14 protein-coding genes and 2 pseudogenes are annotated in these 20,523 nt (G+C 72.5%); 12 read left to right on the top strand and 4 right to left on the bottom strand.

The annotated features are described in order from the left end of the window. Positions 1 to 213: 213 nt before the first annotated feature. The 8 genes and pseudogenes from ACWCQ1_RS04910 to ACWCQ1_RS04875 all read left to right on the top strand — a co-directional run bounded on the left by ACWCQ1_RS04910 (position 214) and on the right by ACWCQ1_RS04875 (position 9,908). Positions 214 to 2,652, top strand: a complete 2,439-nt coding sequence (locus ACWCQ1_RS04910) for a GcvT family protein (RefSeq protein WP_451025864.1) — start codon at positions 214 to 216, stop codon at positions 2,650 to 2,652. A 25-nt stretch (positions 2,653 to 2,677) separates the two neighbouring features. Continuing rightward, positions 2,678 to 2,857, top strand: a pseudogene (locus ACWCQ1_RS04905) (tetrahydrofolate dehydrogenase/cyclohydrolase catalytic domain-containing protein); the annotation flags it as partial. Positions 2,858 to 2,923: 66 nt separating this feature from the next. Then, positions 2,924 to 3,019, top strand: a pseudogene (locus ACWCQ1_RS04900) (bifunctional methylenetetrahydrofolate dehydrogenase/methenyltetrahydrofolate cyclohydrolase); the annotation flags it as partial. Then, the gene (gene glyA / locus ACWCQ1_RS04895; RefSeq protein ID WP_358599790.1) at positions 3,016 to 4,299 is read left to right on the top strand and encodes a serine hydroxymethyltransferase; all 1,284 of its coding nucleotides are present in this window, start codon (positions 3,016 to 3,018) and stop codon (positions 4,297 to 4,299) included. The pseudogene ACWCQ1_RS04900 and the gene glyA, both read left to right, overlap by 4 nt. After that, the gene (locus tag ACWCQ1_RS04890) at positions 4,296 to 5,528 is read left to right on the top strand and encodes a sarcosine oxidase subunit beta family protein (RefSeq protein WP_133045079.1); all 1,233 of its coding nucleotides are present in this window, start codon (positions 4,296 to 4,298) and stop codon (positions 5,526 to 5,528) included. Before glyA ends, ACWCQ1_RS04890 begins: the two co-directional genes overlap by 4 nt. Before the next feature lie 24 nt (positions 5,529 to 5,552). Next, a complete protein-coding gene (locus ACWCQ1_RS04885; RefSeq protein WP_451025863.1) occupies positions 5,553 to 8,750 on the top strand; it encodes a sarcosine oxidase subunit alpha family protein in 3,198 nt (1,065 codons plus the stop codon). Continuing rightward, positions 8,743 to 9,363: a sarcosine oxidase subunit gamma gene (locus ACWCQ1_RS04880; protein WP_358599797.1), complete on the top strand. Its 621-nt coding sequence runs from the start codon at positions 8,743 to 8,745 to the stop codon at positions 9,361 to 9,363. The genes ACWCQ1_RS04885 and ACWCQ1_RS04880 overlap by 8 nt, the downstream gene beginning before the upstream one ends. 44 nt (positions 9,364 to 9,407) lie before the next feature. Continuing rightward, the gene (locus tag ACWCQ1_RS04875; RefSeq protein WP_358599800.1) at positions 9,408 to 9,908 is read left to right on the top strand and encodes a cupin domain-containing protein; all 501 of its coding nucleotides are present in this window, start codon (positions 9,408 to 9,410) and stop codon (positions 9,906 to 9,908) included. Between the two features lie 22 nt (positions 9,909 to 9,930). Here the strand turns inward: ACWCQ1_RS04875 and ACWCQ1_RS04870 are convergent, their stop codons facing one another. Continuing rightward, the gene (locus tag ACWCQ1_RS04870) at positions 9,931 to 11,082 is read right to left on the bottom strand and encodes a S1 family peptidase (RefSeq protein WP_451025862.1); all 1,152 of its coding nucleotides are present in this window, start codon (positions 11,080 to 11,082) and stop codon (positions 9,931 to 9,933) included. A 150-nt stretch (positions 11,083 to 11,232) separates the two neighbouring features. After that, positions 11,233 to 11,571, bottom strand: coding sequence for a cupin domain-containing protein (locus tag ACWCQ1_RS04865; protein ID WP_358599806.1), 339 nt, complete (start codon positions 11,569 to 11,571; stop codon positions 11,233 to 11,235). A gap of 112 nt (positions 11,572 to 11,683) precedes the next feature. Here ACWCQ1_RS04865 and ACWCQ1_RS04860 point away from each other — a divergent pair, with 112 nt between their 5' ends. Then, a complete protein-coding gene (locus tag ACWCQ1_RS04860) occupies positions 11,684 to 13,162 on the top strand; it encodes a glutamate-cysteine ligase family protein (RefSeq protein ID WP_133045085.1) in 1,479 nt (492 codons plus the stop codon). A gap of 31 nt (positions 13,163 to 13,193) precedes the next feature. On the opposite strand, the gene ACWCQ1_RS04855 is transcribed toward ACWCQ1_RS04860, so the two are convergent. Next, positions 13,194 to 14,093, bottom strand: a complete 900-nt coding sequence (locus tag ACWCQ1_RS04855) for an aminoglycoside phosphotransferase family protein (protein ID WP_451025861.1) — start codon at positions 14,091 to 14,093, stop codon at positions 13,194 to 13,196. A 142-nt stretch (positions 14,094 to 14,235) separates the two neighbouring features. Here ACWCQ1_RS04855 and ACWCQ1_RS04850 point away from each other — a divergent pair, with 142 nt between their 5' ends. After that, positions 14,236 to 15,546 (top strand): aminotransferase class V-fold PLP-dependent enzyme, encoded by a 1,311-nt coding sequence (locus ACWCQ1_RS04850; RefSeq protein ID WP_451025860.1) that lies wholly within the window; start codon positions 14,236 to 14,238, stop codon positions 15,544 to 15,546. Here the strand turns inward: ACWCQ1_RS04850 and ACWCQ1_RS04845 are convergent. Continuing rightward, positions 15,446 to 15,766, bottom strand: coding sequence for a DUF6191 domain-containing protein (locus tag ACWCQ1_RS04845; protein WP_133045088.1), 321 nt, complete (start codon positions 15,764 to 15,766; stop codon positions 15,446 to 15,448). The two genes, ACWCQ1_RS04850 and ACWCQ1_RS04845, sit on opposite strands and share 101 nt — an antisense overlap. A 226-nt stretch (positions 15,767 to 15,992) precedes the next feature. Between ACWCQ1_RS04845 and ACWCQ1_RS04840 the strand changes: the two genes are divergently transcribed. Both ACWCQ1_RS04840 and ACWCQ1_RS04835 read left to right on the top strand, forming a co-directional pair. Further along, positions 15,993 to 16,367, top strand: a complete 375-nt coding sequence (locus ACWCQ1_RS04840; protein WP_451025859.1) for a hypothetical protein — start codon at positions 15,993 to 15,995, stop codon at positions 16,365 to 16,367. 168 nt (positions 16,368 to 16,535) lie between these two features. Further along, positions 16,536 to 20,399, top strand: coding sequence for an nSTAND1 domain-containing NTPase (locus ACWCQ1_RS04835; protein WP_451025858.1), 3,864 nt, complete (start codon positions 16,536 to 16,538; stop codon positions 20,397 to 20,399). Positions 20,400 to 20,523: the final 124 nt, after the last annotated feature.

Raw genomic sequence — 20,523 nt, 5'->3', positions numbered from 1 at the left:
AGCTCGTTCACACGAACCCCGCCCCGGCGCCGCACCTCGTCCAGGATCAGGGAGCGCCGCTGCTCCGCGAGGAGGTTCTGATTCCGTGACGGGCCCTTTTCCGGCGTCGTGGACCCCTTGACACCCCCTCCCGACGGCAGGCACGCTGAGTTGCGCAACCTGAATCGTGTTGCGTAGGCAGCAACTGACCGGTTTGATTTCGGAGGTGCGGCGATGGCGGGACCCCGAGTGGTGATCATCGGAGCGGGCGTCGTGGGTGCGGCCCTCGCGGACGAGATCTCCGCACGAGGCTGGACCGAAGTGACCGTGGTCGACCAGGGCCCCCTCCCGGCCACCGGAGGATCCTCGTCGCACGCTCCCGGCCTGGTCTTCCAGACGAACTCGTCGAAGACCATGACCGAGCTGGCCCGCTACACCGTCGAGAAGTTCTGCTCCCTCGACGTAGACGGCAAGCCCTGCTTCCTGCAGGTCGGCGGCCTCGAAGTGGCCACCACCCCCGAGCGCCTCACGGAACTGCACCGCCGTCATGGCTGGATCACCGCCTGGGGCGTCGAGGCCCGCCTGCTGACCCCCGACGAGTGCGTCGAGCAGCACCCCCTGGTCGACCGTGACAAGGTCCTCGGCGGCCTCCTGGTCCCCACCGACGGCCTGGCCAAGGCCGTCCTCGCGGTCGAGGCCCAGATCCGCCGGGCCACCGAGCGCGGCGTACGCTTCCTCGCCCGCCACGAGGTCCTCGACGTCCTCCAGGCCGACGGCGAGGTCACCGGCGTCCGCACCGACCACGGCGATCTCGAAGCCGACATCGTCGTGTGCTGCGCCGGCATCTGGGGCCCCAGGATCGCCCGCATGGCGGGCATGAACCTCCCGCTGACCCCGCTCGCCCACCAGCTAGCCTGGACCGGCCCCATTCCCGCCCTCGCCGGCCAGACCGAGGAGGCGGTCCGCCCGATCCTGCGCCACCAGGACGCCGACCTCTACTACCGCGACCGCTTCGACGGCATCGGCATCGGCTACTACGGCCACCGCCCCATGCCGATCTCGGCGGACGACATCCTCTCCGTGGACGCGGCCGACCAGATGCCCTCGGTGCTGAAGTTCACCGAGGAGGACTTCGCGCCCGCGTGGACCGAGACCCAGTCCCTGCTCCCCGCGACCCAGGACGCCAAGATCGAGGAGGGCATCAACGGCCTCTTCTCCTTCACCACCGACAACTTTCCGCTGCTCGGCGAGTCCCCCGACGTCAAGGGCTTCTGGGTCGCCGAGGCCGTCTGGGTCACCCACTCCGCGGGCGTCGGCCGGGCGATGGCCGAGTGGCTGGTCGACGGCCACTGCTCGTCCTTCGACCTGCACGAGTGCGACGTCAACCGCTTCGAACCGCACCAGCTGACCCCCGAGTACGTCCTGGCCCGCGACTGCCAGAACTTCGTCGAGGTCTACGACATCCTCCACCCGCTGCAGCCGAGCGGTAAGCCCCGCCCGATCCGCAAGAGCCCCTTCCACACCCGCCAGCAGGAGCACGGCGCGTTCTTCCTGGAGGCGAACGGCTGGGAGCGGCCGCAGTGGTACGAGGCCAACGCCCGCCTGGTGGAAGGCCGTTCCATCCCCACCCCCAACGACTGGGCGGCGCGGTACTGGTCGCCGATCGTCGGTGCCGAGGCCCAGGCCACCCGTGAGACGGTCGCCCTGTACGACATGACCGCCCTCAAGCGCCTGGAGGTCAGCGGCCCCGGTGCCGCCGACTTCCTGGAGCGGCTGGTCACCGGCAAGGTCGCCAAGTCGGTCGGCTCGGTGACGTACACGCTCCTCCTCGACCACGACGGCGGCATCCGCAGCGACATCACGGTGGCGAGGCTGGCCCGCGACCTGTTCCAGGTCGGCGCCAACGGCAACCTCGACCTCGACTGGTTCACCCGCCACCTGCCGGCCGACGGCACGGTCCAGGTCCGCGACATCACGCCCGGCACCTGCTGCATCGGCCTGTGGGGGCCGCTGGCCCGCAAGGTCCTGCAGCCGCTGACGGACGAGGACTTCTCCAATGACGGGCTGAAGTACTTCCGCGCCAAACGCGCCCACATCGGCTCCGTCCCGGTCACCGCCATGCGCCTGTCGTACGTCGGTGAGCTCGGCTGGGAGCTGTACACCACCGCCGACCTCGGCGAGAAGCTCTGGGACACGCTGTGGGCGGCGGCCGAACCGCTCGGCGGCGTCATCGCCGGCCGCGGCGCCTTCAACAGCCTGCGCCTGGAGAAGGGCTACCGTTCCTTCGGCACCGACATGACCTACGAGCACGACCCGTACGAGGCGGGCGTGGACTTCGCCGTCAAGCTCGACAAGCCGGACTTCATCGGCAAGGCGGCGCTGCTGCACCGCAAGGAGAACGTGGGGCGCAGGCTGACCTGCCTCACCATCGACGACCCGCGGTCGGTCGTCCTCGGCAAGGAGCCGGTGTACGACGGCGAGCGGGCCGTCGGTTACGTCACCAGCGCGGCGTACGGCTACACGATCGGCAAGGGGATCGCGTACGCCTGGCTCCCGACGGAGCTGGCCGCACCGGGGACGGTGCTGCACATCGGGTACTTCGACCAGCGCGTGGAGGCCGTGGTCGCCGAGGAGCCGTTGTTCGACCCGACGATGTCCCGTCTCCGTGGTTAGCCGTCCAGGACAAGGAGCACCACCGGTGACCGCACAACTCCTCGACGGCAGGGCGACCGCGGCCGACATCCGCCGTGAATTCGCCGAGCGGGTGGCCAAACCGACCGCCACCGGGAGCCGTCCCCCCGGCCTCGGCACCGTTCTCGTCGGTGACGCCCCGGGCAGCCATGCCTACGCCGCCGGCAAGCACCGGGACTGCGCCCGGGGCGCGACCAGCCACGATGGCGCCGCTGCCGCCCGACCGGCTGTCGCGGCCCATCCCGCGGAGCGCTGGGCGCCGATGCCCGGGGGCGTGGGCCCCATGACCGGGGCGATGTTGCTCGCCAACGTCGTCGAGGCCGCCGAGAGGAACGCGAACGCCGTATGAACGCGCTGAACACCCCCCTGGCGGAGCTGGACCCCGAGGTCCACGCGGCCCTGAGGGCCGAGCTGCACCGCCAGCAGTCCACCCTCGAGATGATCGCCTCCGAGAACTTCGCGCCCACCGCCGTGATGGAGGCCCAGGGCTCGGTCGCCACCAACAAGTACGCCGAGGGCTACCCCGGCCGCCGCTACTACGGCGGCTGCGAACACGTCGACGTCACCGAGCGGTTGGCGATCGAACGGATCAAGTCCCTGTTCGGGGCCGGGTTCGCCAACGTCCAGCCGCACTCCGGCGCCCAGGCCAACACCGCCGTGTTCTTCGCCCTGTTGCAGCCCGGCGACACCGTCCTCGGCCTCGACCTCGCGCACGGCGGCCATCTCACCCACGGCATGCGCATCAACTACAGCGGCAAGATGCTCAACGTCGTGCCCTACCACGTCTCCGAGTCCGACAACCTCATCGACCTGGGCGAGGTCGAGCGCCTCGCCAAGGAACACCGCCCCAAGATGATCATCGCGGGCTGGTCGGCCTACCCCCGGCACCTGGACTTCGCGGCCTTCCGCCGGATCGCCGACGAGGTCGGCGCCCTGCTGATGGTCGACATGGCCCACTTCGCCGGCCTGGTCGCGGCGGGCCTGCACCCGAACCCCGTACCGCACGCCCACGTCACGACGACCACCACCCACAAGACCCTCGGCGGCCCGCGCGGCGGAGTGATCCTCACCAATGACGCCGACCTCGCCAAGAAGATCAACTCGGCGGTGTTCCCCGGCATGCAGGGCGGCCCGCTGGAGCACGTCATCGCGGCGAAGGCGGTCTCCTTCAAGGTCGCCGCGTCACCGGAGTTCGCCGAGCGGCAGGCGAGGACCCTCGCCGGAGCCCGCATCCTCGCCGAGCGTCTGACCCGGCCGGACGCGACGGCCGCGGGCGTGAAGGTGCTCACCGGCGGCACCGACGTCCACCTGGTCCTCGTCGACCTCCGCGAATCCCCGCTGGACGGCCGCCAGGCGGAGGACCTGCTCCACGAGATCGGCATCACCGTCAACCGCAACGCCGTCCCCTTCGACCCGCGCCCGCCCATGGTCACCTCGGGCCTGCGCATCGGCACCCCCGCCCTCGCCACCCGGGGCTTCACCGAGGAGGACTTCGCCGAGGTGGCGGACGTCATCGCCCTCGCGCTCCAGCCGGAACCCGACGTGGCCGCCCTGCGCGCCCGCACCGAGGCGCTGGCCGCCAAGCACCCGCTCTATCCGCACCTGTCCGACAACGGAGACGCCCGATGAGCCCCCGCACCCCCGGCGCCGAGCTCCCCGAACACCCCGACTGGCTGTGGCGCACGCCCGAGCCGAAGCGTTCGTACGACGTCGTCATCGTCGGCGGCGGCGGACACGGCCTGGCCACCGCCCACTACTTGGCGAAAAACCACGGCATCACCAACGTCGCCGTGCTGGAGAAGGGCTGGCTGGCGGGCGGCAACATGGCCCGCAACACCACGATCATCCGCTCCAACTACCTGTGGGACGAGAGCGCCGGCATCTACGAGCACGCCCTCAAGCTCTGGGAGGGCCTGGCCGAGGAGCTGGACTACCCGATCCTCTTCTCCCAGCGCGGCGTGCTCAACCTGGCCCACAGCCTCCAGGACGTCCGCGACAGCGTGCGCCGCGTCGAGGCCAACCGCCTCAACGGCGTCGACGCGGAATGGCTGGACGCGGACGGCGTCAAGGACGTCTGCCCGATCGTGAACACCTCACCCGACGTCCGCTACCCGGTCCTCGGCGGCACCTACCAGCCGCGCGCCGGCATCGCCAAGCACGACCACGTGGCCTGGGGCCTGGCCCGGTCGGCGGACGCGGCCGGCGTCGACATCATCCAGAACTGCGAGGTGACGGGCCTGGACGTGGTCGGCGGCCGGGTGGTGGGCGTGCGGACCAGCCTCGGCCCGATCGCCGCGGGCAAGGTCGCGCTCTGCTCGGCGGGCCACACCTCCGTCCTCGCCGCCATGGCCGGCATCGAACTCCCGCTCCAGAGCCACCCGTTGCAGGCGCTGGTGTCGGAACTGCTGGAGCCGGTCCACCCGACCGTCGTCATGTCCAACGCGGTCCACGTGTACGTCAGCCAGGCGCACAAGGGCGAGTTGGTGATGGGCGCGGGCATCGACGCGTACAACTCCTACACGCAGCGCGGCGCGTTCCACATCATCGAGGAGCAGATGTCCGCGGCGCTGGAGCTGTTCCCGGTCTTCGCCCGCGCCCACGTCCTGCGCACCTGGGGCGGCATCGTCGACGTCAGCCCCGACGCCTCACCGATCGTCGGTCTCACCCCGGTGGACAACCTCTACCTCAACTGCGGCTGGGGCACGGGCGGTTTCAAGGCCACCCCGGGCGTCGGCTGGGTCTACGCCCACACCATCGCCCACGACACGCCCCACCCCCTCAACGCCCCCTTCTCGCTCGACCGTTTCACCACCGGCGCGCTCGTCGACGAGCACGGCGCGGCCGCGGTGGCCCACTAGGGATCCTCAAGGGAGCCGAACGACATGCTGCTCATCCCCTGCCCGTGGTGCGGACCGCGCGACGAGGCCGAGTTCCACTACGGCGGCCAGGCCCATGTGCCGTACCCGGAGAACCCGGCGTCCCTCACCGACGAGGAGTGGGCCAGGTACCTCTTCTTCCGCGCCAACCCCAAGGGCCCCTTCGCGGAGCGCTGGTCCCACGCGGCGGGCTGCCGCCGCTGGTTCAACGCGGTACGGGACACGTCGACGAACGAGATCCTGGCCGTCTACCGGGCGGGGGAGGAGCGCCCGGAGGCGGTAGGGGGACGCCCCTCCACGTCTCAGCCGCATCCAGCATCCTCAGCCCGTCCGGGGGTGCCCCCTCTGGGGGAGCTTGAGGACGAGGCTCCTTCAGGGCCGATCGGGGGTCTGGGGGCGGAGCCCCCAGCACGCAACCGCGCCCAAAAGCGAACCCTCACCTTCACCTTCGACGGCACCGAATACCAGGGCGTACAAGGCGACACCCTCGCCTCCGCCCTCCTCGCGAACGGCGTCATCCAGGCCGGCACCAGCATCAAGCTCGGCCGCCCCCGAGGCATCTTCTCCGCCGGCCCGGAAGAACCCAATGCGGTCGTCCAGATCGAGGCCCCGTTCCCCGAGCCGATGCTCCCCGCCACGACGGTCGAGCTGTACGACGGCCTGGTGGCGACCAGCCTCCCCGGCCAGGGCCGCCTCGCCACCGAACTGGACCCGGCCCGCTACGACGCCGTACACGCGCACTGCGATCTGCTGATCGTCGGCGCCGGCCCGGCCGGCCTCGCGGCAGCGGCGGCCGCCGCGGGCACCGGCGCCCGCGTCATCCTCGCCGACGACCGGCCCGAGCTCGGCGGCAGTCTCCTCGGCACCGGTGAACTCCCCGACTGGCTCGGCGAGACGGCCGCACTCCTCGACGCCGCCCCCGACGTCCGGGTCCTGCGGCGCACCACCGTCTTCGGCTACTACGACGACAACCACCTGCTCGCCGTCGAGCGCCGCACCAACCACCTCGGCGCCGACGCCCCCGAGCACGTCTCCCGCGAACGCGTCCACCGCATCCGCGCCCGCCGCGTCGTCCTGGCCACCGGCGCCCACGAGCGCTCCCTCGCGTTCGCCGACAACGACCGCCCCGGTGTGATGCTGGCCGCCTCGGCGCGTACGTACCTCAACCGCCACGGCGTTCTGCCCGGCCGGCACGCGGTCGTCCTCACCACCAACGACAGCGCGTACGCGGCGGCCCTGGACCTGCACCGGGCCGGTGTGGCCGTCACGGCGATCGTGGACACGCGCCCGGAGCCGGGGGAGTGGGCGGAGCGTGCGCGCGCGGCCGGCATCGAGGTGCTTCCCGGGCACGCGGTCACCGGCACGGAGGGTGAGGCGCGGCTGACTTCGGTGACCGTCGCCCCGTACGGAACGAGCACGGGACAGCGGGAGTTCGCCGCCGATCTGCTGCTGGTCTCCGGCGGGTGGAATCCCGTGGCGCACCTGTTCAGCCAGGCGGGCGGCAAGCTCCGCCACGACGAGGCACTCGGGACGTTCGTCCCCGACACCTGCCGTCAGGCCGTCGAGGTCGCGGGCAGCGCGAGCGGTGTCCTCGACCTGGCCGGCGTCCTCGCGCAGGGCGCCGCCGCCGGAGCCCGCGCCGTCGAGGCCGAGGGCCACACGCCCGCGACTCCGCGCCTGCCGCAGGTGCCCGCCGAGCCGCGGCCGACCCCGCCCATGCAGGTCTTCACCGTCCCCGGCCGCGAGGGCGCCCCCCGCTTCGTCGACCTCCAACGGGACGTCACCGTCGACGACTTGGCGCGGGCGACGGGGGCCGGCATGCGCTCGGTCGAGCACACCAAGCGCTACACGACGGCCGGAACCGCGAACGACCAGGGCAAGACCTCCGGGGTCCTGGCCGGCGGTGTGGTCGCCGAACTGCTCGGCGTGGACGTCTCCGCCCTCGGCACGACCACCTTCCGTCCCCCCTACACCCCCGTCTCCTTCGCCGCCCTGGCCGGCCGCGACCGGGGCGCCCTGCACGACCCGATCCGCACAACCGCCCTGCATCAGTGGCACGTTGAGCACGGCGCCCTGTTCGAGAACGTCGGCCAGTGGAAGCGGCCCTGGTACTACCCGCAGGACGGCGAGGACATGGAGTCGGCCGTGCTGCGCGAGTGCGCGGCCGCCCGGGAGGGCGTCGCCTTCATGGACGCCTCCACCCTCGGCAAGATCGACGTCCAGGGCCCGGACGCGGCCGTCTTCCTCGACCGGCTCTACACCAACATGATGAGCACCCTGAAGGTCGGCATGATCCGCTACGGCGTGATGTGCCGGCTGGACGGCATGGTGTTCGACGACGGCACCGTCATCCGCCTCGCTCCGGACCGCTTCCTGGTCACCACGACCACCGGCAACGCGGCCGCCGTACTGGACTGGATGGAGGAGTGGCTGCAGACCGAGTGGCCGGAGCTGCGCGTCCACTGCACGTCCGTCACCGAACAGTGGGCCACGGTCGCCCTGGTGGGCCCGGAGTCCCGCGCGGTGCTGGGCTCGCTCGCACCCCAACTCGCCGTCGCCAACGACGACTTCCCCTTCATGGCCTGGCGGGAGACGACCGTCGCCGGAATCGAGGCCAGGGTCTGCCGGATCAGCTTCTCCGGTGAACTCGCCTACGAGATCAACGTGTCCCCCTGGGCGGCCCTCGCCCTGTGGGAGGCGCTGTACGAGGCCGGAGCCCCCTACGGCATCACCCCGTACGGCACCGAGACCATGCACGTGCTGCGCGCCGAGAAGGGCTACCCGATCATCGGGCAGGACACCGACGGCACGGTCACCCCGCAGGACCTCGGCATGGGCTGGGCGGTGTCGAAGAAGAAGCCGGACTTCATCGGCAAGCGCTCCTTCGCGCGCGCCGACACTCTGCGCCCGGACCGCAAGCACCTGGTCGGCCTGCTCCCCGAGGACCCGGCCGCCTTCCTCCCCGAGGGCACCCACCTGGTCGCCCACAGTGTGCTGCCCGCCCCGCCCGTGCCCATGCTGGGCCACGTCACCTCCAGCTACCGCAGCGCCGCCCTGGGCCGCACCTTCGCCCTCGCCCTGATCAAGGGCGGGCGCGAACGCGTCGGCGAACGGCTCTACGCCCCCGTCGGCGACCGGCTGCTCCCGGTGACCGTCGCCGGCCCCGTCCTCTACGATCCCGAGGGAGCCCGTCGAGATGGCTGACACCGCACTCACCGCCCCGCCGCGCAGCCCCCTGTCGCACGCGGCCGGCCGGCTGGCCGCAGCGACCCGTGCCTCCGGCGGCGCGGTCCGGCTGGCCGAACTCCCCTTCCTGGCCCAGCTCGACGTCCGGCTGGACGCCAAGGGAGCAGCGGCGGACGCGGTCGGTCTCGCCCTGGGCCTCCAGCTCCCCCTGGAGCCCAACACGGTCGTACGCGCAGGGGAGTCGACCGCGCTGTGGCTGGGGCCCGACGAATGGCTGCTGGTGGGGCCGCCCGGCACCCAACGGGACCTGGCGGCCCGCGTCCGCGAGGCCGCCGGTGACGAGCCGGTGTCCGTCACCGATGTCTCCGCCCAGCGCACCACCCTCCTCGTCGCCGGCCCCCGCGCCCGCGACCTGCTGTCGCACGGCTGCTCCCTCGACCTCCACCCGCGCGCCTTCACTCCGGGCCGCTGCGCCCAGACCACGCTGGCCCGCACCCAGGTCGTCCTGATCGCCCGCGACGAACCCGGAACCGGATTCTGGGTGCTGGTCCGCTCCTCCTTCGCGGGCTATCTCACGGACTGGCTGCTGGACGCCGCGACGGAGTACGTCCACGGCCCGCACCCGGACTGAGCGGCACCCGGCCACGTCCGCCGGGATGCACTAGCGTCCTCGTCATGAGCGAGCCGCTGACGAACCCCGGCGAGGGCTTCCACCCGCACCTCGACGACGCCTCCGCGGCGGCGCCCCCGCGCACCCGTCTGCACCACGTCCGCGCCGACGCCCTCGACGCGGACACCGCGCAGAGCACCGGCATGCGCCGGTTCGCCGCCGTCAGCGGAAGGACCGTCGGCTCGGAGAAACTCTGGATGGGGCAGACCCACGTCGCCCCCGCCACCGCCTCCTCCGACCACCACCACGGGGCGTCCGAGACCGCGATCTACGTGGTCAGCGGCCACCCCGAGTTCGTCTTCCTGGACGACACCGGCGACCGCCCCGAAGAGGTACGGCTGCGCACCTCCCCGGGTGACTACGTCTTCGTACCCCCGTACGTTCCCCACCGCGAGGAGAACCCCGACCCCGCCGAGGAGGCGGTGGTGGTCATCGCCCGCAGCACCCAGGAGGCGATCGTCGTCAACCTCCCGGGGCTGTACGCGCTGCGGGACGAGCAGACCTGAGCGACGGGCCCGGCGTGCCTGGTCAGGCCGTGTGCAGGGTCAGCCCGTAGCGGTTGAGGATCTCGTTGACGGGCTGGTACCAGGTCTCGCCGCCGGAGGTGCAGTCGCCCCAGCCGCCCGAGGTGACGCCCTGCGCCTGGTCGCCGCTGATGAACGAGCCGCCGGAGTCACCGGGTTCGGCGCACACGCTCGTCTTGGTCATCTCGTGCACCGCGCCCTGGCTGTAGTTGACGGTCTCGTTCTTGGCCAGCACCGTGCCGCAGTGCCAGTGCGAGGTGGAGCCGGAACGGCAGATGGAGGCGCCGACCGGGGCCTCGGCCGAGCCGCGGACGAGCTGGTCGGAGACGGTGCCCCAGCCGAGCACCACCGGTACGGTCCACCAGCCGCTGCCGACGTTCACCCAGGCGTAGTCGTTGTCCGGGAACGAGGAGCCCTGGAAGTTGCCGACGTAGGAGCCGTCCCAGCCGTACACCGCGCCGGTGTGCTGGTCGCAGTGCCCGGCGGTGACGAAGCCGCCGTACACCGAGAAGCCGATGGAACAGCGGACGTTGCCGGTGTAGAAGGGGTCGCCGCCCACGGTGCCGGCGGCGAGGGTGCTCGGGGCGTGGGACGTCTGCCGTACCGTCACGGGGCCCGCCTTGCGCGCGCGGGCCAGGAAGGTCCGGACATCGTTGTCATCGCGGTGTGCGGAGACGACGTCCACGACGACCGAGCCGGCATTGGGGTCGACGTACCAGTTGCTGATCCCGGCGGGCGCGGACAGGGCGTCGATGCGGGCCTTCGCCGCGTCGAGCTGCCGGGCGCTGTACTTGACGAGGCGTACGTCCGCACCGGTCGCACGGACCGCGTCGGCGTTCGCGGCGCGGGTGACCGCGACGGTGAGGCGGCCACGGGCGGCGTCGAACCACGAGCCGCCGTAGGCGGAGCCGGCGGCCCGCTTCGCCTTGCGTTCCACGGCGGTTGCCGTCTTCTCCTGGGCCAGCCGCGTCTCGGCCTGGCGCTTCGTCAGGCCGAGGTCGCGCTGCATCGCGGAGAGCAGGGCGCCGGAGGCGGGTGCCTGGGTGCGGTGCGCGGGGGTGCCGGCGGCGGAGGCGGGCAGGGTGCCCGCGCCGGCCAGACCGCCGAGGAGGAGGGCCGCGGACAGGGCGGCGCGCAGGGCTGTTGTGCGTCTCAAGGGAGTGCCCCTTCGTTGTTCCAGTGATGTGGGGGTGGAACAGCAGAACGGTGAGAGCGCTCTCAATGTGTGCCCGGCCGAGCATAGCCAGGGATCATGAACAGGTCCATGCCAATCACAGATTCTCGGTGGGCGGCTCCACGGGCCGCCTCACCGGCTGCGGATCACCAGCATCACGACACCCTCGGCGCTCGTCCACGGCCCGTGCTCCATGCCCGGATGCCGGTACGCGTACATCCCCGCGGTGAAGGTCTCGCCCAGTCGTAGATCGGTGAGGGCGCCTTCGAGGATGTACACCTCCTCGAAGTAGTCGTGCCGGACCGGGCCCTGCGCGCTCGTGTCCGTACCCGGCTCGTACCGCTGGAGCACGGTGCCGTCACCGGTCCCGGGGTCCTCGGCCAGCGCCTGCTCCCAGACGCCCTCGCTCGCCCCCGGCGGTCGCCGCCAGGGTGCCACGGGCCGGTGGAACTCGGACTGCGGTCTGCTCATCGGTGCCGTCCCTCATGGTGTCGACCCAGTTCAGCCCCCGTGCCCCGCCTTGTCCGAGGCCCGCCCGTGGTGGGACGCTGGGGGTATCCGCCGAGGCTACTCGGGAGGTCGTATGGGACGTGATGTGCCCGCCCTGGTGTTCACGCGGGAGGACCGGCGTCGGTACCGGGAGAAGATGCACACCTGTCTCGACGTACTGGCGCAGATGCTGCGCGAGTCCGGCTTCGAGAGCGAGCGGCCCCAGGTGGGGCTGGAGATCGAGCTCAACCTGGTGGACTCGCACGGGCTGCCCGCGATGCGCAACACCGAGGTGCTGCAGGCGATCGCCGATCCCGCCTGGTCGAGCGAGCTGGGCCGCTTCAACCTGGAGATCAACATCCCGCCCCGGCAGCTGACGACCGGCGGCCCCGGCGCCTGGGAGCAGGCGATCCGCGACGCGCTCAACCACGCCGAGGAACGCGCCGCGGCCGTCGGCGCGCATCTGATCATGATCGGCATCCTGCCGACGCTGGGCGAAACGGACGTCGGCGAGGCCGCCCTGTCCGGCGATCCCCGTTACCGGCTGCTCAACGAGCAGATCTTCGCGGCCCGCGGCGAGGACCTGCGGATCAACGTGGACGGGGTGGAGCGGCTGGCGATGTACGCCGACGCCATCACCCCCGAGGCCGCCTGCACCAGCACCCAGTTCCATCTCCAGGTCGACCCGAAGGAGTTCGCGGACTACTGGAACGCGGCCCAGGCCGTCGCCGGCGTGCAGACCGCCCTGGCCGCCAACTCGCCCTTCCTCTTCGGCAGGGAGCTGTGGCGCGAGACCCGCATCCCGCTGTTCGAACAGGCCACGGACACCCGCCCCGAGGAGATCAAGGCGCAGGGCGTACGGCCCCGGGTGTGGTTCGGCGAGCGCTGGATCACCAGCGTCTTCGACCTCTTCGAGGAGAACGTGCGCTACTACCCGGCCCTTCTGCCGATCTGCGACGAGGAGGACCCGCAGCGCACGTTCGACGCCGGCGGTGTTCCGCAACTGGGCGAACTGACCCTGCACAACGGCACGATCTACCGCTGGAACCGCCCCGTGTACGCCGTCACCGACAGCGGCCCGCACTTGCGCATCGAGAACCGTGTGCTGCCCGCGGGCCCCACCGTGGCGGACATCATCGCCAACGGCGCCTTTTACTACGGCCTCACCCGCGCCCTCGTCGACGACGACCGGCCGGTGTGGACGCGGATGTCCTTCGCGGTCGCCGAGGAGAACCTGCACACCGCGGCCCGCGACGGCATCGACGCCCGCCTCTACTGGCCCGGCGTGGGTGAAGTCCCGGTCACCGAGCTGGTGTTGCGGCGCCTGCTGCCGCTGGCCCACCGGGGGCTTGAGCTGGCCGGCATGGACGCGGACTGGCGCGAGCCCCTGCTCGGCGTCATCGAGCAGCGCTGCGTCACCGGTCGCAACGGCGCCCTGTGGCAGGCGGAGATGGTCCACCACCTGGAGAAGAACAGAGGCTTCGACCGGCGTGAGGCACTGCGCCGGATGACCACGACGTACAAGGACTACATGCACCTCAACGCACCGGCGCACACCTGGCCGGTGGAGTGACGAGCCGTCACGCCGGGGGAGTGACGAGCTGTCAGCTTCCCTCCAGTACGGCCCGGATGACATGACGCGCGTTGCCCGCCATCGCGGGGTTCGTCTCGCGGTAGTACGGCAGGGCGATGACCGCCTGTGACAGCGTTCGTGCGCGCCCGCGCCGCCAGGTGGCCGCGTCCACGCCGAGTGCCTCGCGGAAGACCTCCCGGGCGCCGGCGGGCAGCAGATTCCACGCCGGGAACAGGTCGCAGGCCGGATCCCCCATGCCCATGCAGCCGAAATCGATCACAGCGGTCAGCCGGCCGGCGTCCACCAGGAGATTGCCCGGCATCAGATCCGCGTGCAGCCACACCGGCGGCCCGTCCCAGCCCGGGACGCGCAGCGCGTCCTCCCACACGGCGAGGACGGCGTCGCAGTCGACGCCCTCCTCCGGAGTCCCGCGAAGTCGCTCGACCGCCGCCCGCGTCTCCGCGTCCAGTTCGGCGAGCGGCCCACCGCGATGGGCCCGCGGCGCCCCCGGCAACGTGACGCCGCGCATCGCCTTCACGAACGCGGCCAGGTCCCGGGCCAGCGCCACGGGCTCCGCCAACACCCCCGCCTCCGGGCTCCGTCCCGGCAGCCAGCGGTACACCGACCACGGCCACGGATACCCGTGACCCGGCTCCCCGGCCCCGAGCACCTCCGGTACGGCCGTGGGCAGCGAGGAAGCGAGCCGCGGCAGCCACTGCTGCTCCAGCGCGACGTCCTTGGCGCCGCCTTCCACCAGCGGAAGCCGTACGACCATGTCCTCTCCGAGCCGGAACACGGCGTTCACCGTCCCGCCGGAGACGAACCGCTCGATCGGCAGCTCCGCCCACCGCGGGAACCGGTCGGTGATCAGCCGCCGTACGAGCTCGTGGTCGACGGGGTGCAGGCCGGGACGCGTCTGTCCTGTGGTCATGGACGGTCATCCGACCGTGGGACCTCCAGCGGGGTCAACCGCGTTTCCCCGGTGGCGCTCCGGGACCGACCCGGGCGTCCTGCCGCGATCACCGCCGTGCCAGGATGCCGGGACACCGTCTGTTCCCCGGAGGCTGTCGTACGTGAGCAAGACCGAGCTGGTCACCGCGCCGGACCCCCTGCTGCTGGCCGACGGCAGGCTCGCCGTCGAGGCGTGGTCGCTGGACCCGGCGCTCAGGCATCTGAACCACGGTTCGTTCGGGGCGGTTCCCCTGGTGGCCCAGCGGCGGCAGGAGGCGCTGCGCGCGGAGATGGAGCGCTCGCCGGTGGTGTGGTTCCCCGCGCTGCCCCAGCGCCTCGCCGCCACCCGGGCCGACCTCGCCGCATTCCTGCGGGTCGACGCCGCCGATCTCGCCCTGGTGCCCAACGCCAGCGCCGGCGCCAGCGTGGTGTACGCCGCGCTCGACCGGCGGGGCGGCGGGGAGATCGTCGTCACCGACCACGGCTACGGGGCCGTCACCATGGGTGCCGAGCGGCTGGCGCGCCGGTGGGGCGGACGGGTGCGGACCGCGCGGGTGCCGCTCGACGCGGACGAGGACCAGGCGTACGAGGCCGTCGTCGCCGAGCTCGGGGAGGCCACGGAGCTGGTGGTCGTCGACCAGATCACCTCGGCGACCGCTCGCCGGCTGCCCGTCGAGCGGATCGGCGCCGAGGCGCGGCGCCGGGGCGTGGCGATGCTGGTCGACGGCGCGCACGCGCCGGGGCTGCTCGCCGCGCCGCTCGCGGACGCCCCCTACGACTTCTGGACCGGCAACCTGCACAAATGGGGTTGCGCCCCGCGCGGTACCGCGGCCCTGGTCGCCCGCGGGCCCCTGCGCGAGCGGCTGCACCCGCTCATCGACTCCTGGGGCGCCCCGGATCCGTACCCCGACCGCTTCGACCAGCAGGGCACGCTCGACGCCACCTCCTACCTCGCCGCGCCGACCGCCCTCGCCTTCGTCGAACGCAGCTGGGGCTGGCCGGCCGCCCGCCGCTACATGGACGACCTCGCCGACTACGGCGCCCAGCTGATCGGCGCCGCGGTCACCCGCCTCACCGGCGAGGACAGTCGCGTCGACGTCGGCATGCCCGTCCCCGGCATGCGCCTCGTACGGCTCCCGGACGGCCTCGGCACCACCCGGGTCGAGGCCGATGCGCTGCGCGACCGGGTCGCCCGCGAACTCGACGTGGAGGCCGCCTTCACCAGCTTCGACGGCATCGGGTATCTGCGCCTGTCCGCCCATGTCTACAACACCGCCGACGACTACGAGCACTTCGCCGAGGAGTGCGTTCCGGTGCTGGGCGACTGGGCCGCTACTGGCCGGCGTGCGGCACCCGGACGACCGCGACCCCTCCGTCCAGGTCCACCGTCGTCCGGTTCGGCGGCGCCCCGTCCTCCTCGTCGTCCCGCATGACCAGGGACGACTGACGCTCCTTCAGCTCGTTCTGCTTGCCGGGCGAGAAGCTCGCGTGGAGCTGCTCGAAACCGGTCGCCGAGATCTGGCCCTGCCGGACGCTGTTGCGCCAGGGCAACAGACCTGCCCGCCCGGCCCGCAGAAGCAGCTGATCCACGAAGGCCACGGCGGTCAGCAGGATGACCAGCCCGGGCAAGGTCATGAAGACGGCGAATCCCATGGCCCGAGGATCCACGCCGCGCAGGCGATGCCGCAAGCCCTTCCCGAGCCCTGCAACCGACCGGTTGCCCGCCGCCCCGTGAAGCCCCAGTTCACACGGGGTTTCCCGGTCACCCCGCGGACGGGCAACAGGAAACCCGTCGATCCCGGCAGCCTCCCGGGACAGGCTGATCCCGTCAGTTCGAAGCACGGCCTGCGACGACGCAGGAGACCCGCTAGGGGGAAACATGCGCAAGATGATGAGCGCCGCCGCCGCGTTCGCGACCGCGGCCACGGCAGTGGTGGCGATGAGCGGCGCCGCCCAGGCCGCGCCCGCCGACGACTCGTGGGACGGGTGCCCGTACGGCGCGGTCTGCATCTACGGCCAGGGAGTGGTACCGGCCGACAACCCGCACCCGACCGATGTGTACTACAGCTACGGCGCCCACAACCTGAGCAACCAGTTGGGCAAGCACTGGGTCCTCAACAACCAGTACGGCGGCGCGTCCATGAGCCTGTGCAAGGCCTACAACGGCACGGACTGCGGCACGCCGATCGCCGAGGGATACGGCGTCAACGCCGACCTGACACCCATCAACTCCATCACCCTCAACCGCCCGTAACGCGCCTTCCGCCACGGGGGAGCGACCGCCGGGACCGGCCCCACACCGGTCCCGGCGGTCCCGTTCTCGCCACTCCGGGTGAAAGGCTTGGCTCCCTGTCCGACCCCCGCAGTAACCTGGGCATCCGCCGTCTCACGATCCGGGCAGGCCAGTGCCAGGGGGGACGCCTTGGGGGAGCAGGAACGCGTACACGCGGGCGTCGACCGGACCGACCAGCCGGAAAGCCCCGCACAGGCCACACCGTCCTTTCCGGCGCAGCTGAGACGGCTGCGCCGGGAGCGCGGGATGTCGCTGGCCGACCTCGCACGCCGGACGCACTACAGCAAGGGCTATCTCAGCAAGATCGAGACCGGCGTCAAGCGGGCGACCGTCGATGTCGCCCGTCAGTGTGACCACATCCTGGGCGCCGGGGGCGAGTTGCTCCGGCTGGTGCGGGACACCGCCCCGGCCGAGCGCGGCGCAGGGCCGGGCGCCGACACCGGTGAGCCCGCCTGTCCCTACCGCGGCCTGGCGGCGTTCACCCCGCAGGAAGCGGCCTGGTTCTTCGGCCGGGAGCGGGCGACGGCCGCCCTGGTCGAGCGGGTCTTCCAACGTGTCGGCGCCGGGCCGCTGTTGCTGGTCGCCCCGTCCGGCGCCGGCAAGTCCTCCCTGCTGAACGCCGGTCTCGTCCCGGCACTGCGGCGCCCCGGCGGCTTCCCCATGCCCGGCGCCGACCGCTGGCCCGTGGTCGCCCTCACGCCCACCGCCCATCCGCTCGACGAACTCCTCGAACGAACCGCGAAGGTCCTCGGCAGCGATCTCGCCCTCACCGCGGCCGAGTTGGCCGAGCGCCCCGAAACCCTGCTGGACGTCGTCCGCGCCCGCTCGGAGGGCGCCCCGCCGGGCCCGGACGGCCGCCGCCCGCCACCGGTGCGGCCGGTGCTGCTGGTCGACCAGTTCGAGGAGTTGTTCACCCTCTGCTCCGACGACGACGAGAGACGGACGTTCGTACGGGTCCTGCACGCGCTGTCCACCGGCCCGGACCCGGCGGTCGTCGTGCTCGGCGTCCGCGCCGACTTCTCCGGACGCTGCCTCGAACTGCCCGGACTCGCGCCCCTGTTCAGCGACGGACTGTTCGTGCTTCCCCCGATGTCCGTCGCGGAACTGCGGGAGTCCATCACCCGGCCCGCCGAACTCGCCGGCGTCACCCTGGAACCCGGCCTGGTCCCCCTCCTGCTGCGCGACGCGGGCCTGCGCGACGAACCGGCCGGCGCGAGCCGTACCACCGCCTCCGACGACACCCCGTCCGGCGCGCTGCCCCTCATCTCGCACGCCCTCCTCGCCACCTGGCAGCAGCGCGAGGGCACCACCCTCACCGTGGCCGGCTACGAGCGCACCGGCGGCATCCAGGGCGCCATCGCCCGCACCGCCGAGACGGTGTTCGCCCAGCTGTACCCGGCCGAGCAGAAGTCCGTCCGGCGCGTCCTGTCCCGTCTCGTCCACGTGTCCGACGACGGGACCGTCGCGACTCGGCGCCGCACCGGCCGCGCCGCCCTCATGGAACAACTCGGCGACGCGGACGCCGCCTCCACCGCCCTCGACGCGTTCGTCCGGGCCCGGTTGGTCACCGTGGACCGGGACACCGTCGAGATCACCCACGAGGCCCTGCTGCACGCCTGGCCCCGGCTGCGCGACTGGATCCACGCCGACCGGGCCGGGCTCCTCATCCACCAGCAACTCGCCCACGCCGCCGCGGAATGGGAGCGTGAGAAGCGCGATCCGTCCGCCCTCTACCGCGGCACCCGCCTCGACACCGTCCGCTCCTGGGCCGACGAACTCGACGGCCGCAGCCGTCTCGGCCCGAGCGAAGAGGCCTTCGTGCTGGCCAGCCAGGCGGAGGAGGACGCCCGCCACGTCCTGGCGAGGCGTCAGACGCGGTTGCGGCAGGCCCTGTTCGTCGTTCTCGCCGTCCTGCTCGGCCTCGCCGTGACCGCCGGCGGCCTCGCCTACCAGCAGCGCTCGGCCGCGCTCGCCCAGGAGCGCGTCGCCCGTTCCCAGGCCCTCGCCGTGCAGTCCACCTCCCTGGCCGGCGGCCAGCCCGAGGCCTCCATGCTGCTCGCCGAGGAGGCCTACCGCGCCGACCCCACGCCCGAGGCGCGCGGGGCCCTGCTGAGCACGCAGGCGCAGGCGTTCTCCGCCCGTCTCGTCGGCCACCACGGGCCCGTCAACGCGGTCGCCTTCGCCCCCGACGGCCGGCTGCTGGCGACGGCGGGCGCGTACGGCACCGTCCAACTGCGCCGGGCCGGCGACCACCGGACCACCGCCACCTTCGCCGTTCCCGGGCGGGTGCGTTCCGTCGCCTTCAGCCCGGACGGGCGCACGCTCGCCGCGACCTCCACGGACGGCCCGGTGCGGATCTGGGGAATCGCCGACCACCGGCTGCGGACCCTGCTGCCCGCGGCCACCCGGGGGGCCCACGCGCTCGCCTTCGACCCCCGCGGCCGTACCCTCGCCGTCGCCGCCGACGACGGAACGGTCCAGCTGTGGAACACGGGCGGCGGACACCCCACAGAGGTGCGGCTCGTCGGGCACACCGGCCGCGTCAACACGCTCGCCTACGCCCCGGACGGACGGACTCTGGCCTCGGGCGGCTCCGACCGGACCGTACGGCTGTGGGACACCGACCGGGCCCGCCCACTGGCCGTGCTCAGGGGGCACACCGACGAAGTGCTCGGGGTGGCGTTCGCCCCGGACGGGCGCAGCGTGGCCTCCGGTGGCGTCGACCGGACCGTACGGCTGTGGGACGTGACCGCACACCGGGCCACGGCGACGCTCACCGGACACAGCGACGACGTCAACGCGGTCGCCTACACCCCGGACGGCACCACGGTCGTCAGCGCCGGCGGCTTCGGCACGACCCGTCTGTGGGACGTGCGCAGCGGCCGTCCTGCGGCGATCCTCGCGGGCCACACCGACTACGTGATGTCCGTCGCCGTGAACGCGACCGGCACGACGCTGGCCACCGGAGGGTTCGACCAGTCCGTGGTGCTGTGGGACCTGCGCGGCCCGGTGCTGACGGCGCGTCCGTTCACCGAGGTCTCGCAGGCCGCGTACAGCCCGGACGGGAAACTCCTCGCCACCGCCGACGCGGACCACACCCTTCGCCTGTGGGACGTGGCACGGCACCGGATCGTGACGACGTTCACGGGTCACCGCGAGAGCGTGTTCTCGGTGGCGTTCGCGCCGGACGGCCGCACCCTCGCGTCGGCGGGCTCGGACGGCACGGTCCGGCTGTGGGACATCCCCTCGCACCGCGCGCTCGCGACCCTCGTCGGCCACTCCGGCGATGTGTTCTCGGTGGCCTTCGCACCGGACGGCCGCACCCTCGCCTCCGCGGGCGCCGACCGCACGGTCCGCCTGTGGGACGTCGCGACCCACCGTCAACTCGCCGTCCTGACCGGTCACACGGACTTCGCCAACGATGTCACGTTCAGTCCGGACGGCCATACCCTGGCCAGCGCGAGCGACGATCTGACGGTCCGGCTGTGGGACACGGCCACCGGCCGGCCGCTCGCCACCCTGACCGGCCACACCGGCGCCGTACGGGGCGTCGCCTTCTCACCTGACGGCTCGACCCTCGCGAGCGGCGGCAACGACGGCACGGTCCGGCTGTGGGACGTCCGCCACCGCCGCCTGGAGGCCGCCCTGACCGGCCACACCGGATCGGTGCGCGGCATCGCCTTCTCACCGGACGGCCGACTCCTCGCGAGCAGCGGCAGCGACCGTACGGTACGGCTCTGGGACGTGCGGGGACGGCGGCCCTGGGCCACGCTCACCGGGCACACGAACGCGGTGTGGGGCGTCGCGTTCGCCCCGCACGGGCGGACCGTGGCCAGCAGCAGCAACGACGGGACCGTACGTCTGTGGGATCTCGACCTCGGCGCGCAACTCGCCCGGATCTGCCGACTGCGCAGGGCGATGGGTCCGCAGGAGCGCAAGGCGCTGATGCCGGGACTGCCCGCGTCCCCCACTCCCGCGTGCGCGCGGGCTTGAGGCGCCTGGCAGAACTCCGCTGGTGAAACGGGGTTTCCCAAGGGTTTCCCGTTGCCCTTCGCAGGGGGGTGACGCCGGGTGCTCGACCGGCCGGGGCCCGGTCGGCAGGCTGAGGCACGACCAT

The organism is Streptomyces sp. NPDC002144 (genome assembly GCF_053593695.1).
This window is presented reverse-complemented; position numbering and strand designations above follow the sequence as displayed.